The following is a 19,322-nucleotide window of genomic DNA, read 5'->3' as shown; positions in this document are numbered from 1 at the left end:
GATTAAAGCTTTCTTAAATCGTCCTCGAGACCCGTCTTACTATCCGTTTGTGCATCAACCTTCTTCACAAACTTTGCAGGGACGCCGGCTACAACAGTATGAGGCTCTACATCGTGAGTAACCACTGCTCCAGCTGCAACCACTGCTCCTTCACCAATGTGAACACCTTCAAGTACAACGGCATTAGCGCCGATTAATACGTTATCATCAACCCGAACTGGTTCTGCTGAAGCAGGTTCAATCACGCCCGCTAAAACGGTTCCGGCTCCAATATGACAATGCTTGCCAACAATGGCCCGACCACCGAGAATCGTTCCCATATCAATCATTGTGCCCTCGCCAATGTCAGCTCCAATGTTAATGGTTGCTCCCATCATGACAACTGCATTATCACCAATTACTACTTGATCACGAATAGTCGCACCAGGTTCAATCCGGGCATTTACATTCTTAAGGTCCAACAATGGTACGGCTGAATTCCGTGCGTCATTTTCCACGTGCATTCCAGTAAAGTCAGCTTGATGTTCATCTAAGAATGGCTTAAGAACTTCCCAATCACCAAATACCGTTGCGGTATGTTCTTCTACGTAAGGATCTACTCCCTTGGGAAAGTTTAACTGTGATAAATTATCACCACGTAAGTAAACCTTTACTGGCGTCTTTTTGGGGGCATTGCCAATATAGTTAATGATGCTTTGTGCGTCTAATTTTGCCATGTTATTACCTCTTCCTTAATCATTTAATTGATAATCAAGATCAAGCTTAGTTAGATCATCATAAGTTTCACGCTTAATTACAAGTTGATCATGACCATTTTCAACAAAAACAACTGCTGGCCGGGGGTTCCGATTATAATTGGAAGCCATTGCGTAATCATACGCTCCCGTATCAAGCATAACCAAAATATCTCCTGGCTGTGTAGCAGGTAAATCCTGTTGTTCACTCAAAATATCACCGGATTCACAATATTTACCAGCAATTTTGACCGTCTCAACAGTCGGCGCTTGCGGATCCCGAGCCAAGACACTTTCATACTTAGCATTATACAAGGCTGGCCGAATGTTATCACCCATTCCTCCATCAACACTGACGTACGAAAGCAAACCAGGAATATTTTTCCTTGAACCTATAGTATATAACGTATAACCGGCTGGTCCAACTATTGAACGTCCTGGTTCAATCCAAATCGCCGGCATTACAAGCTTTTGTTCATGAATAGATTTTTTGACCACCTGAACAATGGCGCGGACAAAGTCTTCTGGATTGATGGGATGATCTTCACTAGAGTACTTAATACCAAACCCACCACCAACATTCAGGACTTCTGCGGTAAAATCATACTTTTGGTGCCAATCAGCCGCAATCTCAACTAATTTTCTTGCAACTCCTTCAAAGCCCTGCACATCAAAAATTTGTGATCCAATATGAGCATGAAGACCAGTCACATGGACCTGTGAAATGGATAATAATTGCTGGAGTGCTTTGTCTGCCTGTCCAGATTCAACATCAAAACCAAATTTACTGTCAACTTGTCCCGTTGCGATATACGAATTGGTGTGTGCAGCAATTCCTGGAGTAATTCGTAATTGCACATCCACTGTCTGGGTCCGATCAGCTAATAATTCCTTTAACAATTCAATTTCATGGAAATTATCAACGACAATCGTGCCAACTCCATGATCAAGGGCCATTGCTAATTCATCCCGAGATTTGTTATTACCATGGAAACTGACCTTAGCAAGAGGGAAATTTGCTTTAATAGCAGTTGCCAATTCACCACCAGAAACAACATCAATATGCGCATGTTCCTGCTTCATCACTTGATAGATGGCCACGGAAGAAAAGGCCTTACTAGCGTAACTCACTTCATACTGGACCGCTTCCTGGTTAAAAACATCTCGAAACCGTTGCATTTGGTTACGGATCTGGGCAACATCATAAACCAGTAATGGTGTTCCATATTTATGTGCCAGGTACAGAGTATCAACTCCACCAATTTGGAGATGCCCTGCCGCGTTGATTTCACTGGAACTAATTTGATCATTCATTGTTCCCATCGCTCCTTTTTATCCCTTTTCGTTTCGAAGAGAAAAAATCCCGGTACACTGCGCGCATACCGGGATAGTGATTAATCATAAAAAATCCGATAGTCGATAGCGCACCGCAAGCTCTTCTGGTCTTGCGACAGTCCGTAACTTATTTAGTTACGCCCCAGCCAAGCAAGTTATTACCATCCTTACCGCTTCGGCAGCCGCCCCTTTCACGATTATTCACTGTCTGGTAAAAACTCCTAACCGCTACTAATGTTGGTTGCTCCTCTTCGATTTGATTTCTACTATAAAGCTTGAACAAGTCAGCGTCAATAGCCTAGCTAAATCTTTCTCATCATTTTCACATTTTTCAGCAAGTGTCTAAATTGTTGTTTCTTTGTTTAGTTTGCAAGGTTCGTGATTAATGGTAAAATCCTAGATAATAAACTTTTGATTAAAGAAGGTAGCAATCAATGAAAGTTGTAAAGTTTGGTGGCAGCTCACTGGCTAACGGCGATGCTTTTGAACAGGCCATCGCGATTATAAAAGATGATTCCACGCGGCAAATTGTCGTAACTTCAGCTCCGGGTAAACGATTCAAGAACGATATTAAGGTCACCGACCTGCTCATTAATTATGCCAATGCCGTTATTAATCATGCAGATTATAGTACCATTCAAAATGAAATTTTTTCTCGCTATGAAGAAATCGGTGCTCACTTTGGTGTCCAACGCGATCAGCTTTCCGTAATTCACCAAATCATCGTTGAATTACCAAATGGTGATTATCCAGATGATGATTTTTTGATGGCCGCTTTTAAAGCCCACGGTGAGCGATTAAATGCTCGCCTAATGGCATTGGTCTTGCAGAAACTAGGGATTAATGCCCGCTTTGTCGACCCTAAGGAAGCTGGTTTAATTGTGGATGGTGAACCAAATAACGCTATTGTTGACCCACAAACGTACAATAACCTGGCAGCATTCAATTACTCAGCTGATGAAAGGCTGATCTTCCCAGGCTTCTTTGGCTTTACCATTGATGGAAATATTGCGACGTTCTCTAGAGGAGGCTCAGACATTACTGGTGCAATCTTAGCACGTGGTTTTCATGCTGATCTCTATGAAAACTTCACAGACGTTGACGCCATTTTCTCTGCCAACCCTTCAATCGTTAATGATCCCCAACCAATCAAGCGAATGACCTACCGCGAAATGCGGGAATTGTCATACGCTGGATTTTCTGTATTCCATGATGAAGCCTTAATTCCAGCGATTGAAGGTAATATCATTGTCAACGTTAAAAATACCCACGCACCAGAAAAGCCGGGAACGTTGATTGTGCCTGATCAGGGCTTTCATCCTGAACAAATCGTTACCGGAATTGCTGGTGGTAAACATTACGCAGCCCTTTATCTGCACAAATACTTGCTAAATCGTGAAGCCGGGTTTACACTAAAGATTCTCGAAATTCTGAATAAGTATGGGCTGCCATACGAACACATGCCATCTGGGATTGATGATATTACCATTATTTTCGACCGCAAGCTCATTTCTGATGATTTAGTGCAGAAATTATGCGATGAAGTTCGGGCAACCGTTAATCCAGACAGTCTGGAATGGATTGATGATTATGCGGTAATCATGGTGGTTGGTGAAGGAATGTTTAACCGCGTTGGTGTAGCTGCTGGAATTTTCACTGAACTAGCCGAACATAACATTCGGATCTCCATGATCAATCAAGGGGCATCCAGAATTTCCATCATGATCGGAACTTATAAAAAAGACGCTGATAATGCCATTCGGGCAATTTACCAACACTTCTTTCCAGAAAAATAATTAGGAGGTAGCGATCCATGGTCCAATTATTAAAAGTTCATGGTTCCCAAAATAAGTTTTTTATTTTAGATCAAACCACATTGCAGCAACAACTTACCGATTCTGAGTTAGTTGCTTTAACCAAGCAAATTACTAATCCGCAAACCGGGATTTTGCATGGAGCTGATGGGCTCCTGGTGGTTAACAATTCAAACCATCCAGGTGTTACTGCCCAAATGCGCGTGATCAATGCCGACGGGAGCGAAGCCTCCATGTGTGGTAACGGAATTCGAACGGTTGCTCGTTACGTTTCCGAAAAAACTGGGCAAGACTCCTTTGAAATTGAAACCATGAAGGCAGATTTAAAGGTTGCAAAACATGACGAATTTGCTGACGGCGTGCCAGCTTATGCAGCTGAAATTTCACCAGTACTTTTTGATAAACATGACCTTCCTTTCGACAATTTAGGTCATGAGCGGATTATTGATGATTATGTTCCTGAACTCGCACCCAAGTTAAAGTTCACTTCGTTAGCTGTACCTAACCCGCATTTAATTGCATTCATGGATGAAAAGACCATCACTGGTCCCCTGCTCGGGAAATTAGGCCGCCGTTTAAACGGTCAAAACCCTTATTACTCAGATGGGGTTAACGTTAACTTTGCCAAGATTATCGACCATAATCAACTTTTTGTGCGGACTTTTGAACGAGGAGTCGGATTTACTAATGCTTGTGGTACTGGAATGTCTGCAACGACATTAGCCTTTGCTTTGACTCATCCTGACATGGCTGATTTTGATCAACCAATTACGGTTTATAATCCAGGTGGCATGGTAAAAACAATCGTCCACAATGATGATGACCAATACTGGATTGAGTTGATTGGCAACGCCACGGTTACGGAGGAAATTGACGTTTCAGAGCAAGCCCTCCACGAAGCCAACGTGACAGATTCTAACGTTTCTGTCCACCATACTAATGAACAGGCCGCTTATGATAAGTTTGTTAATAATTTACCAAAGCCTGTTCAAATTGACGTTTTACAATAGCTATCACTAATTGTTAGAGATAGTGAAAAGGCGTAGGATACTGGATTAAACCGTATCCTACGCCTTTTCTGTTTCGTCGATCTATACTTACTCTAAGAAATCTTTTAGTTGTTTTGAACGTGATGGATGACGCAGCTTGCGTAACGCTTTAGCTTCGATCTGTCGAATCCGTTCACGAGTGACACCAAAGACCTTACCGACTTCTTCCAAAGTCCGGGTCCGACCATCATCTAAACCAAACCGTAATCGAAGGACATTCTCTTCACGATCGGTTAATGTATCTAAAACATTTTCCAATTGCTTCTTCATCATCTCGTATGCCGCGTGATCTGCAGGGCTCGTGGCATCATGATCTTCGATGAAGTCCCCTAAGTGTGAATCATCTTCTTCACCAATTGGGGTTTCCAAGGAAACTGGTTCTTGAGCGATCTTCAGAATATCCCGCACCTTTTTAGTTGGCATATCCATTTCCGCACCAATTTCTTCAGGAAGCGGTTCCCGACCAAGATCTTGGAGTAATTGGCGTTGAATTCGAATCAACTTATTGATGGTTTCAACCATGTGCACCGGAATCCGAATCGTCCGTGCTTGGTCAGCAATTGCCCGCGTAATTGCTTGCCGAATCCACCACGTCGCATAAGTTGAAAACTTGAATCCCTTCCGGTAATCAAATTTTTCAACAGCTTTCATTAGCCCCATGTTTCCTTCTTGAATGAGATCCAAAAATTGCATGCCCCGACCAACGTAACGCTTAGCAATTGAAACCACCAACCGCAAGTTAGCTTCTGCTAACTCTTGCTTGGCCGTTTCATCGCCCTTTTCAATCCGCAAGGCTAATTCAACTTCTTGGTCCGCCGTCAGCAAGTTAACCCGACCAATTTCCTTTAAGTACATCCGTACTGGGTCATTAATTTTAACCCCAGTTGGTGCAGAGGTATCCCGATCATTAACCGCTTTTTGTGACAATTTTTCGGTAGCTTTCAATGCACGTGGATCTGGGTCACCATTTTCATCAACCACACTGATCCCGGCATCTTCAATATTTTGCATTAAGTTATCTAAACCATCAGCATTTAAATCAAACGGAGCAGCTAGTTGTTTACTTAATTCATCGTATTGGATTGTCTTAGCTTTTTTGTACTGACGAATGAGTTTACCAACAGCTTGATCATATTTCTTTTGGTCAAAATTTTCATCATTTGAAATTACAAGTTGCTTTTTTGCTTTTGCCATATTAGTTAATTTCCTCCGTTTTCATTTGTTGTTGTTGCTGGTAGAGGGTTACCAATTCCGTTGCTAACTTAGTGGTTAGTTCTTGATCATTCATCATTGCCGCCTCATTAAGGGCTGCCCGCTTCGCAGCTATCTGCTGATCCAACGGCGCCTCATTAATGATAACACGAATACAATCATTTACCGCATCATCACTAATATTTTCATCAATCGATAATTCCGCCATTTGGGTTAAGATTTGCTGCTGTTCTGGATTATCAATTCGATCCAACATGGCGGCAGTAGAAAACTCTGTATGATCAACAAAGTACTCAGTAATCTTTTGGTACAGCTGCTGATACGCAACATCAGCAAAGGCAAAGACCTCCTGACTATGTAACCTTTTTCTCACGCCTTCATCTAAAACATAGTATTTTAAGAGGCGTTGCTCAGCACTCTGAAGTTTTGATAATAACGGCTGCGTTGCCATTTGCACTGGTGGTTGAGAACGGCTCACTTCATTTTGTCCTGGCCGTGATTGTCTACTTGATAATTGATGGGATCGAACTGGTCGAGCAGGTGGTTGAATTTTGGACAGCTGATTCACTAGGCTCGTCTTATCTACCTCAAATTTAGTAGCTAGTTTTTGTAGATATAAATCCTGCGCAACTGGCTCACTAACTCCGGCGATTACTTGTAAAGCAGCATTCAAATACCCCATTAGTTCATCTTGATTTTTCAGGTTAAGCCCCCGTTGAAGGTACTTTAAATGAAATTTAACTGAATTTTCGGTATTTTTACTTAAATAATCAGAAAACTTAATGCCACCATACTTCTGAACGTATTCATCCGGATCAATTCCTGCTGGCAATTGAATAATCTTGACACCTAATTGTGGAGCATTGTCTGTGAACATTTGAACTGCCCGATTAATAGCGTTTTGACCAGGATCATCACCATCGTAGCAGATGTTGACCTGACTGGTTATCCGCTGAATAATTTGAATCTGATCTTCAGTCAGGTTAGTTCCCATGGAAGCAATCCCATTTTTCACGCCAACGCCAAAGGCAGCAATTACGTCCATAACCCCTTCAAAGAGGGTTAGTGAACCAGCTTGTCGAGCATTCTTTTTAGCAAGATCCAAATTAAAGAGTGTCCGCCGCTTATTAAAAATTGGTGTTTCTGGACTATTCATATATTTGGGCTCGCTCTGGGTCGCTTTTGGTGCTAATATTCGGCCAGAAAAAGCAATGACATGCCCATTTTCATTTTTTATCGGGTACATTACTCGACCATGAAAGCGATCATGCAGATTACCCTCCCGGTCTTCTGTAAAGAGTCCAGATTGACGCAAAAGTTGGTAATCAATTTGCTGCTTTTGGGCGTATTCTAATAGCACTTCTTCATTGGACTGTTCAACAGCATATCCAAGATCAAATTGATCGATTAGTTCACGACTGACACCCCGCTTAGTTAAGTAGTGAAGAGCTTTCTCACCTGCTTCAGTATTGACCAAAAGGTAGTGATATAATTTGGCTGCCTGATCATGAAGCTTGGTCAATTGTCCCTTCGGACTATTATCGACCGACTGATGATTTTCACTAACATATTGCGTTGGCAACGTAATATTACTCATCTCAGCAACCTGACGAACCGCATCTGGAAACAACAGATTATGCAGCTGCTGTAAAAAGCCAAAGACATTTCCACTTCGGTGACAGCTAAAACAATAAAAGAATTGCTTTTGTTCATTCACCGCAAACGATGGAGTATCATCCCGATGAAATGGACAATGTCCCATTAAATTTTTACCTTGTTTTTTTAATTGAACATCTTGACTGATGACATCAACAATATTCACTGAGTCACGAATTTGGTCAATTAATTCATTTGGAATTCTTGCCATTTTGTGCCCCCTGTCATCAAAGATATAGTTACGAAAGGTCGCTTTCCAAAATGGATTGCGACCTTTCGTAACTTAACACCTAATTTAACTAAATAACATGATATCACATTTTAGATAAAAAGCCAAGTAACTATTTAACAATTAATTGGTTAAGGTCCCCAAATACTTGGGTCATGTGTGCAATTTGTTGTAACTGGGCTAAGCGATTATTTTGCACTTGCGGATCCTTATTCATAATCATATTTTCATCAAAGTATTCGGTAATGGTTGGTGCCTGTGACCGAAGTTGACGCAGTGCTTCTGCAAGCGATAATTCAGTAAATTTACTTTGGAGCTGTTTAGTAGCTTCATGTAGTTTTGCTTCTGATGGATTTTGGAACAATGCTGGATTAACTTCACTTGAGGTTGGTTGACCCTTTTGGGCAAGCCGAATTACCCGGGTGAGCGCTTCAATATCATCCTTAAATTCAGCGTCACTCTTTTGATCATTTATAGCCGCTGCTGCTTCAATAATATTCACGAGATCCGCTTGGTTGGTTTTCGTCACCGCGTCAACAATGTCATGACGGAGGTTTTCACCCGCAAAGAATTGCTTAAGCCGGTCAATAAAGAAGTTGTTGACTTGATCAGCATTCTTCAAATAATCGAACTTGAGTTGCATCCCTGATTGTTGAATCTGTTCAGCAATCGTTTTTTGCATAGCAAGCAATGGTAAGTGCCATTGACGATCGGCAACGATTCGAACAATTCCATAGGCCTGACGACGCAGTGCATATGGGTCATTAGAACCGGAAGGAATCATTCCAGCACCAAAGAAGCTAAAAATACTATCAAGCTTATCAGCAATCGCTAAAATAGCACCAATCTTTGTTTGGGGAAGCGCACCTTCGGCAGAAATTGGCATGTAATGTTCACGCACAGCAGCAGCAACATCTGCTTTTTCACCAAATAATTTAGCATAAATTTCACCCATAATCCCTTGTAATTCAGCAAATTCACCGACCATTTGAGTAGTTAGGTCAAATTTATAAATCTGTGCGGCTCGTTGTAAATCAGCTTGTTCTTGGTCAGTTAAGTTTAGCTTTTCACCTAACAGTTTAGCGATAATTGCCGTCCGGGCCATCTTATCAGCCATCGAACTAATTTGATCATGGAAGCTAACCTTCTTTAAACGTTCGACGTATTGACCAATTGTTAATTTTTGGTCTTCATCATAGAAGAATTGGGCATCTTCAAGCCGTGGTACTAATACTCGTTCGTTTCCTTTGATAACGTTTTCTAGATGTTCACGATTACCATTACGAACAGAGATAAAGTGTGGTAAAAGTTTGCCATCTTGATCACGCAAACAGAAGAAACGTTGATTATCCTTCATTGAGGTGATAAGAACCGGTTCCGGAAGAGCCAGATACTTTTCATCAAAGGAGCCTGCAAAAGCCGTTGGCCATTCTACCAAATTATTAACTTCTTCTAACAGGTCAACGTCCCAATCAATTTGCCACTGATGTTGGTCAACAATTTCGGTAATCTGCTTCTTAATTAAATCTTTTCGTTTTCCCTGATCAGCAATTACAAAATCATTGTGCAACGTTTGTTCATAGTCATCTGCTGTAGCAATGTCAACAGGATGACCAAGGAAGCGGTGGCCCTGGGTTTGACGGCCAGCAGTCACATCTAAAATGCTAAATGGAACCACTTCATCATTCAGCAATGAAACTAACCAGCGAATTTGCCGGATAAATTGGAGGTTGTGATATCCCCATTTCATCAAAGTTGGAAAATTCATTGAAGTAATTACATCTGGCAAGCCCTTTAACACTTCTGCTACTGGTTTACCGGCAATGTGCTTTTCTACAAACACATATTCAGTTCCTTTAACTTCTTTAAATTCAATGTCATCAACGGTTGCTCCCTGACCACGAGTAAAACCGATCGCAGCCTTTGTCCAATTACCGTCTTGATCCTGAGCAATCTTTTTAGCCGGTCCCTTTACAGATTCATCAATATCTGGTTGCTGATCGCTGAGTCCATGAATCAGTAGTGCTAATCGACGCGGGGTGGCGTATTCTTTAATTTCTGTAAAATCAATCCGTTGATCTTTTAAATACTTGGCTACCCGGTCATGCAATTGATGGATACTTGGCGTTACCACGTGAGCTGGCATTTCTTCAACCCCAACTTCAAGTAAGTATGAATTTTCCATCTTATTTGTCCCCCTTTGCTGCTTTCTTTGCTTGCTTAGCCGCTTGTTTAGCTGCCCGTTCTTTAGCCTTCTCTGCTTTTTTGGTGTATTCTGCAACGGTCGCTTGTCGTTTCTTTTCATCATGAATTAATGGGAAACCACGCTTCCGTTGTTCTTCAACAAATGCCTTAGCAATTGACTTTGCCATAATCCGAATTCGGTGCAAGTAACCAGCTCGTTCAGTAACTGAAACTGCGCCCCGGGCATCAAGTAAATTAAAGGTATGGCTACATTTCAAAACGTAGTCGTAGGCTGGATGTACTAACCCTAACTTAATTAAGCGTTTTGCTTCACGTTCGTAATCGTTAAATTCATTGAGCAGCATGTCCTGGTTGCTTTCCTCAAATGAATATTTGGAGTGTTCATATTCTGGTTCTTTGAAAATATCACCATAAAGCACGCCATCAGCCCATTCCAAATCATAGACTGAATCAACATTTTGAATGTATTCAGCTAACCGCTCCAAACCATAAGTAACTTCAGCAGCCACAGGGTTCATTGTCAATTCACCAACGACTTGGAAGTAAGTAAATTGGGTAACTTCCATTCCGTCAAGCCAGACTTCCCAACCAACTCCGGCACAGCCCATCGAAGGGTTCTCCCAGTTATCTTCAACAAACCGAATGTCATGTTCTAATGGTTCAATTCCTAACTTCTTTAAACTCCCCAAATATAGTTCTTGAATATTATCTGGAGATGGCTTCATCAACACTTGAAATTGGTGGTGTTGGTATAGCCGATTGGGGTTCTCACCATAGCGCCCATCCGCCGGCCGCCGTGATGGCTCAACATAGGCAACGTTCCATGGTTCTGGCCCAATTGCCCGCAAGAAGGTATAGGGGCTCATCGTCCCAGCACCCTTTTCATTGTCATAAGCCTGCATCAGCATACAGCCTTGCTCTGCCCAATATTGTTCCAGTGTAAAAATAATTTTTTGCACCGTTAATTTTTGTGTCATCATCCTAACCCCTTTCAATGCAAAAAGTCCCTGCAATGGCTCCACACCATCACAGGGACGAAATAAATCGCGGTTCCACCCTGCTTTTCCGTACCTCATACGGAACAGCTTAATTTAAATTCACTGCTAGAGTGCCACTTAACAAGGTTGTTTGTGAAGCTTCCACCATTCTTCACTCGCTGGATAAACATCACTCATCAGTCTCTCCGTCATCGTTAAATTCATTTAATTACACTTGTTAATGATACAACCAAGATCTGAAAAGTCAATAATTTATTGACGCCATTTCTTCAATTCATCGGTCCACTCGCCCATTTGATCAATAAATCGTTTACTCTTTAAGCGCAGGCCAACCTGGTCACCGTAAATTTTGTCCAATGCCCACCGCAAATTACGCTTCACTAACTGCTCAACCTGCACCTGATCAACCTTTTGCAAATTTAGGGTTGCAAAAAAGCGCAAATAATTAACTGTTTTGGTATCTAAATGAAGGCGATGTGGGGCATGGTTCCAATGGTTAACACATAATAAACCACCATAAGCTTCAGAATAATCCATCAGCTTTTGATTTTGACCACAAATTACGCAGTGCCGCCACTCTGGCATAACACCAAAGCGACCTAACAGCTGAACTTCGAGCACGTTAGCAATGACTTGGGGATCCTGACCATTATTAATCAAATGAAGGGCCGCAAGAATTTGCCCATACCAAGCGCCAATATCATGGCCGTCTTCAAATGCACGGTCAACTAATTCTAAAATAAATGTGGCATAAGCATTGGCAGTAATATCATCGCCAATATTACGGAACTGATGCGTTTCTTGGGCAGCAACAATGTAATTTAAGCGGTCAGAAGAAAGCCAACCAACATACCGGCCATGGGTAAATGGCAAAATATCGGCTGCCATTTTGAAGTTTTTCCGCCGTGCTCCCCGCACCAAAAACATTGATGGCCCTTGCTTATCAGTTAAAATTTTAACAAGCTGATCACGTTCTCGATAATCACGGCGATTCATAATAATCCCGTTAAAAGGTTCATTAATGCGCGCCAATCAGCTCACCCCATCTAATCAATAATCTGTCTTTCGGTAACCATAATCTTTCAGCATCGCTGATTTATCACGCCAACCTGGCACAACCTTAACCCATAGTTGCAAGTAAACATGATCACCTAATAAATGTTCAATATCCCGGCGAGCCATTTGTCCAATTTTCTTTAACATTTGGCCTTTTTTACCGATAATAATTCCTTTTTGACCAGGGCGCTCCACGATGATATTAGCATTGATATGCACAGTTTCGTTATCTTCCCGCTTAATGGAGGTTACATCAATTGCAACTGAGTGTGGAACTTCCTCCCGGGTCAATTGGAAGACTTTTTCACGAATCATTTCCGCAATTACAAACCGTTCCGGATGGTCAGAAATCTGATCACTAGGATAATATTGTGGACCGACTGGCAACTCTTGGACCAATTCATTCATAAGGGTATTGACGTTGTTTCCTTGTAATGCAGAAACCGGCACAATGTCTTTGAAAGGCAGTGCATCCTTATATTGATCAACAATTGTTGGCAATTCATTTGGGTGAACCGTATCAATTTTATTCACTACCAAATAAATTGGTTGTTTAACATCTTTCAAGTGATTGATGATGTAATCATCACCTGGCCCGCGCTTTTCGTCATCGGCTACAACGTAGAGCACCGCATCAATTTCCGCAAGTGCAGACATCGTTGAGCGTTCCATAAAATCACCAAGCTTAGTTCTTGGCTTATGAACACCTGGCGTATCAATAAAGACAATTTGTGCATCATCGGTGGTATAAATCCCCTGAATTTTATTGCGGGTGGTTTGTGCCACATTACTCATAATAGCCACTTTTTGTCCAACAATGTAGTTTAAGAGTGTGGATTTACCAACATTCGGGCGTCCAATCAATGCTACAAATCCTGAATGAAATTCTTTATTCTCCATTTTTTACCTCCCAATCAGCGCCAGCAGACGGGGTCCGAAGATGATTAACCCAACTACAACGGCAAAGAGTGCAGCAATTAATACTGCCCCCGCTGAAACATCCTTTATTTTTTTTACATTCAAATCAAACCGGTGACCCACCATTAAATCACAGAAAGTTTCCGCGACCGTATTCATAAATTCAGCAGAAAAAACCGTAAAAATAGCTAAAAATAACCATAACCATTCCCACGGTAATAATCCTAGCCAAAGCCCTGCAATAACAACCAAGACACTGGCTGCAATATGATAACGCATATTCCGTTCTTGAGATACCACCATCCAGATTCCATGAACGGAATGGCGCATTGCCTGACAGAGGCGATGATTTTTGCTAGTTTGTTTATCTGGCGAGCCCATAGTCATCTAAGATCTTCTCCTGTAAGCTGAACATTTTCTTTTCATCATCAGGTTGCTCGTGATCATAACCGTTCAGGTGCAAAAAGCCATGCACCACTAGAAAGCCCAGTTCACGATCTGCTGAATGCCCTAAGAACAATGCCTGTTCCTTGACCTTATCGACAGAGATAAATAAATCACCTAAGTCATGTGGTAATTCAGCAGCCAGCGCGTCATCCATCACAATTTCTTCATCGCCATCACTCATCGCAAATGAAATCACATCAGTAGCACGGTCGACGCCCCGATACTTCGCATTGAGCGCTTTAATTTCAGGATTACGAACAAACGTTAATGACATTTCGTCGTTTTCTTTCAGGCCCAATTGGCGAGCAGCAAATGCCAGCAGTTTTTCCGCCACTTCTTTTTGATGATCTGTCAACTGACCATCGGTATGATCATATATTTCCAATTCCATGATTACTTCTCCTGATCAGCGTGTTCTTCATATGCAGTAATAATTTTGGCAACAACTGGATGGCGGACGACATCTTCCGCACTAAAACGAACAAACTCAATGGAAGGGACCTCTGCCAAAATCTTTTGTGCGCTAATAAGTCCACTGCGTGATCCATGTGGTAAGTCAATTTGCGAAACATCACCATTCACGACCATCTTGGAGCCAAAACCCAGTCGTGTTAGGAACATTTTCATTTGGGCATTGGTGGTATTTTGTGCTTCATCCAAGATCACAAAAGCGTTATCCAGGGTTCGACCACGCATGTACGCAAGTGGGGCAATTTCAATGACATCGCGTTCCATTAACCGTTCAGTATGGTCAGCGCCAAAAATACTATTTAAGGCATCATAAATTGGGCGAAGATAAGGATCAACTTTCTCTTTTAAATCACCCGGTAAGAATCCTAAGCTTTCACCCGCTTCAACTGCGGGCCGCGTTAAAACAATCCGTTCGACCTCACCACGTTTTAATGCTGCAATTGCCATCGCCACTGCCAAGTAGGTCTTCCCCGTCCCTGCAGGGCCGATTCCGAAAGTAATATCGTTATCCTTCATCGCATGGACATACTGCCGTTGGCCAAAGTTTTTTACCCGAATAGGACGTCCTTTACGATCATTAATAATCTTTTCGTTATAAAGGTCACCAAAATACTGAAGCGTGCCACGATGAGCCATTTTCATTGCACTCACGATATCTGCACTGCTAATCATGATCCCTTGGGTTAACAAATCAACTAATTCTTGAAGGACCTGAATCGTAAGGTGAACATCTTCCTGCTCACCACTGATCTTTAATTCGTTGCCAAAAGGATTGACGGTAACATTCATTCCTTCTTCAAAGAGGGCAACATACTTATCCTGAGTTCCTAATAATCCTACTTCTACTTGAGGATTATCAATTTGAAAACTCATTGTAATTTTCTTTGCATCCGCTGCCAAAAACATTGCTCCTTTACTTTTTTTCTAATTATATCATCATTATTTGAAAAATAGTAAAGGGCGGGTAAAATCCCCGCCCCATGATAAATCTGATGATCTGACTACTTGCTCTGTAAGACTTTCTTAACAGTTTCGTTAACAACCTTACCATCAGCCTTACCTTTAACCTTCGGCATAATTGCGCCCATTACCTTACCGAAGTCCTTCATGCTCGTTGCATTGACTTCAGCAATCGTTTCTTCAACAACTTTTTCAACTTCATCCGCACTCATTTGTTTAGGCATATACTTAGCAACAACCGCCATCTCTTTCTTGGTAGCATCAACTAGATCTTGACGGCCACCCTTTTCGAATTCCGCCATTGAATCTTTCCGTTGCTTATATTCCTTTGCCATTAATGCATTCTCTTCATCTGGGGTAAGGTCATGACCGAGATTGATTTGTTCATTTTGAACAGCGGCTTTTAGCATCCGCACGACGCTCAAAGTATCCTTATCCTTGGCCTTCATGGCAGTAATCATATCTTTTTTTTAATTATCCAATAAACTCATCTTATAATCTCCTTTAACAAAAAGCTCCCTGGCCGCATGACCGGGAGCTTTACACTTTTAGTGACGACGCTTGTTCTTACGCTTACGTGCCGCTTCAGATTTCAACTTACGTTTTACGCTAGGCTTTTCATAGAACTCACGCTTACGGTATTCTTGAAGAGTTCCGTTCCGTGAAACCGTACGCTTAAAGCGCCGAAGAGCATCATCTAAAGATTCATTCTTACGAACGACTGTCTTTGACATTTTAAATTCCCCTCCCTCCGAGCTTAAAATCGTACTGTGTTTCGACTAATTAATACTTGTCTTTACACTACGCAACTAATTATAGACAACCGCACTTTCAACGTCAACATAAAAGTCAGTTTTTTCTAATTATTTTCTGAATCATCCTTGACATCGATGTGTAGTTCATCAAGTTGTTCTTGATCAACCGTTCCTGGGGCCGCGGTCATTGGTTCAATTCCCTTTGAGTTCTTCGGGAATGGAATGACATCACGAATATTATCTGCCCCAGCAAGTAACATTACCCACCGGTCGAAACCAAAGGCTAACCCACCTTCTGGCGGCATTCCGTTTTCTAATCCCTTAATTAAGAAGTTGAAACGTGCCCGAGCCTCTTCTTTGGTGTATCCTAACGCCTTAAATACCTTCTCTTGAATTTTTGGATCATGGATCCGAATGGAACCACCACCAATTTCATTCCCGTTTAAGATGATATCGTAACTCTGCGCATGTGCCTTATGTGGATCTTCACCATCATCCAAGTAATGCAGATCTTCTTCATTCAACATCGTAAATGGGTGGTGCGCAGCAATCCACTTACCAAAACCTTCATCGTATTCGAACATTGGCCAGTTAACTACCCACAGATAATTCCATTGACCAGGCTTAATCATGTCCATTTCGTGGGCAATTTTTTCTCGTAAATAACCTAGTGAATCAGCAACAACGTGAAAACTATCAGCAACGAAGAGAATTAAATCCCCTTCCTTGGCGTCTAAACGTTTATTAATTGGTGCTGCTAAATCATTAATAAACTTAGCAATTGGTCCATTGTACCCATCAGCAGTGACCTTAACCCAGGCCAGTCCCTTAGCACCATAACGCTTAATGTAATCTTCCTTTTTGGTAATGTCTTTTCTTGAGTAATGCTCAGCACCACCTGGTACACAGATTGCCCGAACAAATTTACCATCAGCAACTGTGCCTGAAAAGACCTTAAAGCTACTGTCCTTCACGATATCTGACAGGTCAGTAATTAACATTCCAAACCGGGTATCTGGTTTATCGGAACCATAACGATCCATGGCTTCTTGCCATTCCATCCGGGGGAATGGAGTTTTAACGTCAACATTTAACGCTTCTTTCATGACCCGCTTAATCAAGCCTTCAGTCATGTCTTGAATATCTTCAGCAGTCGCAAAACTCATTTCGGTATCCACTTGGGTAAATTCCGGTTGCCGATCACCACGTAAGTCTTCGTCACGGAAACACCGTGCCATTTGGTAATAACGATCTACACCGGCTGCCATTAATAATTGCTTAAAAAGTTGTGGAGATTGTGGCAAGGCATAGAAATGACCAGGATATAGCCGTGATGGGACTAAGAAGTCACGCGCCCCTTCAGGAGTTGAACGGGTTAGGTCAGGTGTTTCTACATCCATAAAATCATTATTGTCATAGTAATTATGAATAATGGAAGCAACCTTGCTCCGTAACTTCATATTCTTCATCATTTCCGGACGCCGTAAGTCAATATAACGATATTGCAAACGCAAATCTTCACTGGCATCAACGTGATCCTTAACTTCAAATGGTGGCGTTTGTGACTTTGCTAAAATATTGGCTTCTTTAACTTCCACTTCAATCTTGCCAGTCGGTAAATCCGGATTGATTTCTGCTCGTTCACGAACCACCCCTCGCACTTCGAGGATGTATTCACTCCGGCATTCATTAGCAACCTTAAATGCTGCTGGATCTTGTTTTTCATCGAAAACTAATTGAACTATTCCTTCCCGATCTCGTAAATCAATGAAAATTAAGCCACCAAGGTTACGGCGCTTGGCAACCCAGCCCTTTAAAACAACTTCTTCACCAATTTGGCTTTCATTTGTCCGTCCAGCATAATTTGTTCTCTTCATTTCGCTTACCCCTCAATATGTTCTTCAAAAACGTTGGCAAAATTATTTAATAAATCAGCTAATTTGACGGAGACTTCCTTACCAGTAGCCATTACTTTAAGATGAACATTTCCTTCTTCCAGTTCACGCTTACCAATCGTTAAAACAACCCGCGCATGCATCCGGTCAGCAGTTCTAAACTGGGCCTTTGGTTTCCGTCCCAGAAAATCGCGATCAGCAATTAAGCCGGCGTGACGCGCTGCTTGGACTAATTGTAAGCTTTCGAGATTCGTATCATCACCAATCCCGACAACGTAAACGTCTAAGTGGTCATCAGTTGGCAGTTGAATTCCTTCATCATTTAGCAATAGCAATAGGCGTTCCTCACCAATCCCAAAACCAACTCCAGAAAGATCAGGGCCACCAAGTTGTTCAACCAGGCCACTGTAACGTCCACCACCACAAATTGTCGTGTAGCCATTTCCTAATGACTTTGCTTTAACCATCACTTCAAAAATGGTGTGATTGTAGTAGTCCAAGCCCCGGACCATATCTGGATCAACTACATAGTCAATCCCTAAAGCATCTAGCATCTGCTTAACCTGCTCAAAGCGAGCATTGGCTTCTGGAGTTAAATAGTCCAAAATTGATGGAGCATCGGCAACAAATTTTTGATCGCGCGGATCTTTGCTATCCAATACCCGAAGCGGGTTCTTTTCTAAACGTTCTTGAGAATCTTCACTTAATTCATCATAATGTGGTTTCAAATAGTTAATAAGGGCGGTTCGATAATCATCCCGACTCTTTTGATCGCCTAACGTATTAACAGCAACCCGCAAATCAGTTAATCCTAGCTTCGTGAATAACTGAAGAGCCATCGCAATCACTTCAACATCTGTGGCCGGATTGTCACTGCCAAAGGCTTCTACCCCAATTTGGTGAAATTCACGTTGTCGACCAGATTGCGGACGTTCATACCGGAACATTGGTCCAACATAGTAAACCTTGTATGGCTTTGGATATTCTGGACCATATAATTTATTTTCGTTAAAAGCTCGAACAACCCCTGCAGTTCCTTCTGGACGCAAAGCAATGTGACGATCTCCCTTATCACGAAAATCGTACATTTCTTTAGTGACCACATCCGAAGTATCTCCGGCTGAACGGGCAAAAATATCATAACTTTCGAATAATGGCGTGCGAATTCCCTGATAACCATACTGATGGAAGATCTTTCGAGCCAACTTTTCTACATATTCCCACTTAGCAGAATCGCCGGGTAAAATGTCGGCCGTTCCTTTTGGTCGTTGATAGCGCATCTTGCTTCCTCCTCTGATTTGAACCAACAAAATAAAAAAAGCACCCCTGCAAACAAGGGTGCAAATGCACGGTACCACCTTGGTATCACTCATGGATAACGTCGCATTAACGACGGGCATTGCCGGGCCTCAAAAGTGTCACTTAATAATTCGGTAATGGAGCTTTCACTATCCCCCACTCGCTGAATGCGAATCCATTAATCACTCTTTTTTCATCGGTCATTAATTCTTTATTTACGATTTTAAGATTACTCGCGATTATCTTAATAGTCAATGTTTTTCAGTAAATCAAGGTTAATTTTCTTGCT

General features: G+C 41.9%; 17 protein-coding genes and 1 riboswitch. Of the genes, 2 read left to right on the top strand and 15 right to left on the bottom strand.

Annotated elements, in window-relative coordinates; translation table 11 throughout:
* Positions 1-2 precede the first annotated feature (2 nt).
* Together dapD and lysA are read right to left on the bottom strand one after the other, a co-directional pair.
* A complete protein-coding gene (gene dapD, locus AC1EKL_RS00235; RefSeq protein WP_480188965.1) occupies positions 3-716 on the bottom strand; it encodes a 2,3,4,5-tetrahydropyridine-2,6-dicarboxylate N-acetyltransferase in 714 nt (237 codons plus the stop codon).
* Positions 717-731: 15 nt separating this feature from the next.
* On the bottom strand, positions 732-2,048 hold the full coding sequence (gene lysA / locus AC1EKL_RS00230) for a diaminopimelate decarboxylase (protein ID WP_480190158.1): 1,317 nt from the start codon (positions 2,046-2,048) through the stop codon (positions 732-734).
* A 97-nt stretch (positions 2,049-2,145) separates the two neighbouring features.
* Positions 2,146-2,329: riboswitch (Lysine riboswitch) on the bottom strand.
* A 174-nt stretch (positions 2,330-2,503) separates the two neighbouring features.
* Between lysA and AC1EKL_RS00225 the strand changes: the two genes are divergently transcribed.
* Both AC1EKL_RS00225 and dapF read left to right on the top strand, forming a co-directional pair.
* Complete coding sequence (locus AC1EKL_RS00225) at positions 2,504-3,865, top strand: aspartate kinase (protein WP_480188963.1); 1,362 nt, start codon at positions 2,504-2,506, stop codon at positions 3,863-3,865.
* Positions 3,866-3,882: 17 nt separating this feature from the next.
* Positions 3,883-4,893 carry a diaminopimelate epimerase gene (gene dapF, locus AC1EKL_RS00220; RefSeq protein WP_480188962.1) on the top strand — a complete coding sequence of 337 codons (1,011 nt, stop codon included), beginning with the start codon at positions 3,883-3,885 and terminating at the stop codon, positions 4,891-4,893.
* Positions 4,894-4,980: 87 nt separating this feature from the next.
* On the opposite strand, the gene rpoD is transcribed toward dapF, so the two are convergent.
* The 13 genes from rpoD to hisS form a co-directional block, all read right to left on the bottom strand.
* On the bottom strand, positions 4,981-6,126 hold the full coding sequence (rpoD, locus tag AC1EKL_RS00215; RefSeq protein WP_006915914.1) for an RNA polymerase sigma factor RpoD: 1,146 nt from the start codon (positions 6,124-6,126) through the stop codon (positions 4,981-4,983).
* Position 6,127: 1 nt separating this feature from the next.
* Positions 6,128-8,011, bottom strand: a complete 1,884-nt coding sequence (gene dnaG / locus AC1EKL_RS00210) for a DNA primase (RefSeq protein WP_480188961.1) — start codon at positions 8,009-8,011, stop codon at positions 6,128-6,130.
* A gap of 130 nt (positions 8,012-8,141) precedes the next feature.
* Positions 8,142-10,214 (bottom strand): glycine--tRNA ligase subunit beta, encoded by a 2,073-nt coding sequence (gene glyS / locus AC1EKL_RS00205; RefSeq protein ID WP_480188960.1) that lies wholly within the window; start codon positions 10,212-10,214, stop codon positions 8,142-8,144.
* Between the two features lies 1 nt (position 10,215).
* On the bottom strand, positions 10,216-11,211 hold the full coding sequence (glyQ, locus tag AC1EKL_RS00200) for a glycine--tRNA ligase subunit alpha (protein ID WP_480190184.1): 996 nt from the start codon (positions 11,209-11,211) through the stop codon (positions 10,216-10,218).
* A gap of 273 nt (positions 11,212-11,484) precedes the next feature.
* Positions 11,485-12,264 (bottom strand): DNA repair protein RecO, encoded by a 780-nt coding sequence (recO, locus tag AC1EKL_RS00195; protein ID WP_480188959.1) that lies wholly within the window; start codon positions 12,262-12,264, stop codon positions 11,485-11,487.
* A gap of 18 nt (positions 12,265-12,282) precedes the next feature.
* Positions 12,283-13,188 carry a GTPase Era gene (gene era, locus AC1EKL_RS00190; RefSeq protein WP_480190157.1) on the bottom strand — a complete coding sequence of 302 codons (906 nt, stop codon included), beginning with the start codon at positions 13,186-13,188 and terminating at the stop codon, positions 12,283-12,285.
* A gap of 3 nt (positions 13,189-13,191) precedes the next feature.
* Positions 13,192-13,587, bottom strand: coding sequence for a diacylglycerol kinase family protein (locus tag AC1EKL_RS00185; protein ID WP_006915908.1), 396 nt, complete (start codon positions 13,585-13,587; stop codon positions 13,192-13,194).
* The gene (gene ybeY, locus AC1EKL_RS00180) at positions 13,571-14,044 is read right to left on the bottom strand and encodes an rRNA maturation RNase YbeY (RefSeq protein WP_480188957.1); all 474 of its coding nucleotides are present in this window, start codon (positions 14,042-14,044) and stop codon (positions 13,571-13,573) included. Before ybeY ends, AC1EKL_RS00185 begins: the two co-directional genes overlap by 17 nt.
* Before the next feature lie 2 nt (positions 14,045-14,046).
* Entirely contained in the window at positions 14,047-15,030 is a 984-nt protein-coding gene (locus tag AC1EKL_RS00175; protein WP_480189774.1) for a PhoH family protein, read from the bottom strand.
* A 95-nt stretch (positions 15,031-15,125) separates the two neighbouring features.
* Entirely contained in the window at positions 15,126-15,545 is a 420-nt protein-coding gene (locus tag AC1EKL_RS00170; protein WP_480188955.1) for a GatB/YqeY domain-containing protein, read from the bottom strand.
* An 87-nt stretch (positions 15,546-15,632) separates the two neighbouring features.
* Positions 15,633-15,818, bottom strand: a complete 186-nt coding sequence (rpsU, locus tag AC1EKL_RS00165) for a 30S ribosomal protein S21 (protein WP_006915904.1) — start codon at positions 15,816-15,818, stop codon at positions 15,633-15,635.
* A 125-nt stretch (positions 15,819-15,943) separates the two neighbouring features.
* Positions 15,944-17,716, bottom strand: a complete 1,773-nt coding sequence (aspS, locus tag AC1EKL_RS00160; RefSeq protein ID WP_480188954.1) for an aspartate--tRNA ligase — start codon at positions 17,714-17,716, stop codon at positions 15,944-15,946.
* A gap of 5 nt (positions 17,717-17,721) precedes the next feature.
* Positions 17,722-19,014 carry a histidine--tRNA ligase gene (gene hisS, locus AC1EKL_RS00155; RefSeq protein WP_480188953.1) on the bottom strand — a complete coding sequence of 431 codons (1,293 nt, stop codon included), beginning with the start codon at positions 19,012-19,014 and terminating at the stop codon, positions 17,722-17,724.
* Positions 19,015-19,322 lie beyond the last annotated feature (308 nt).

The organism is Limosilactobacillus sp. C0001E2 (genome assembly GCF_056590915.1).
This window is presented reverse-complemented; position numbering and strand designations above follow the sequence as displayed.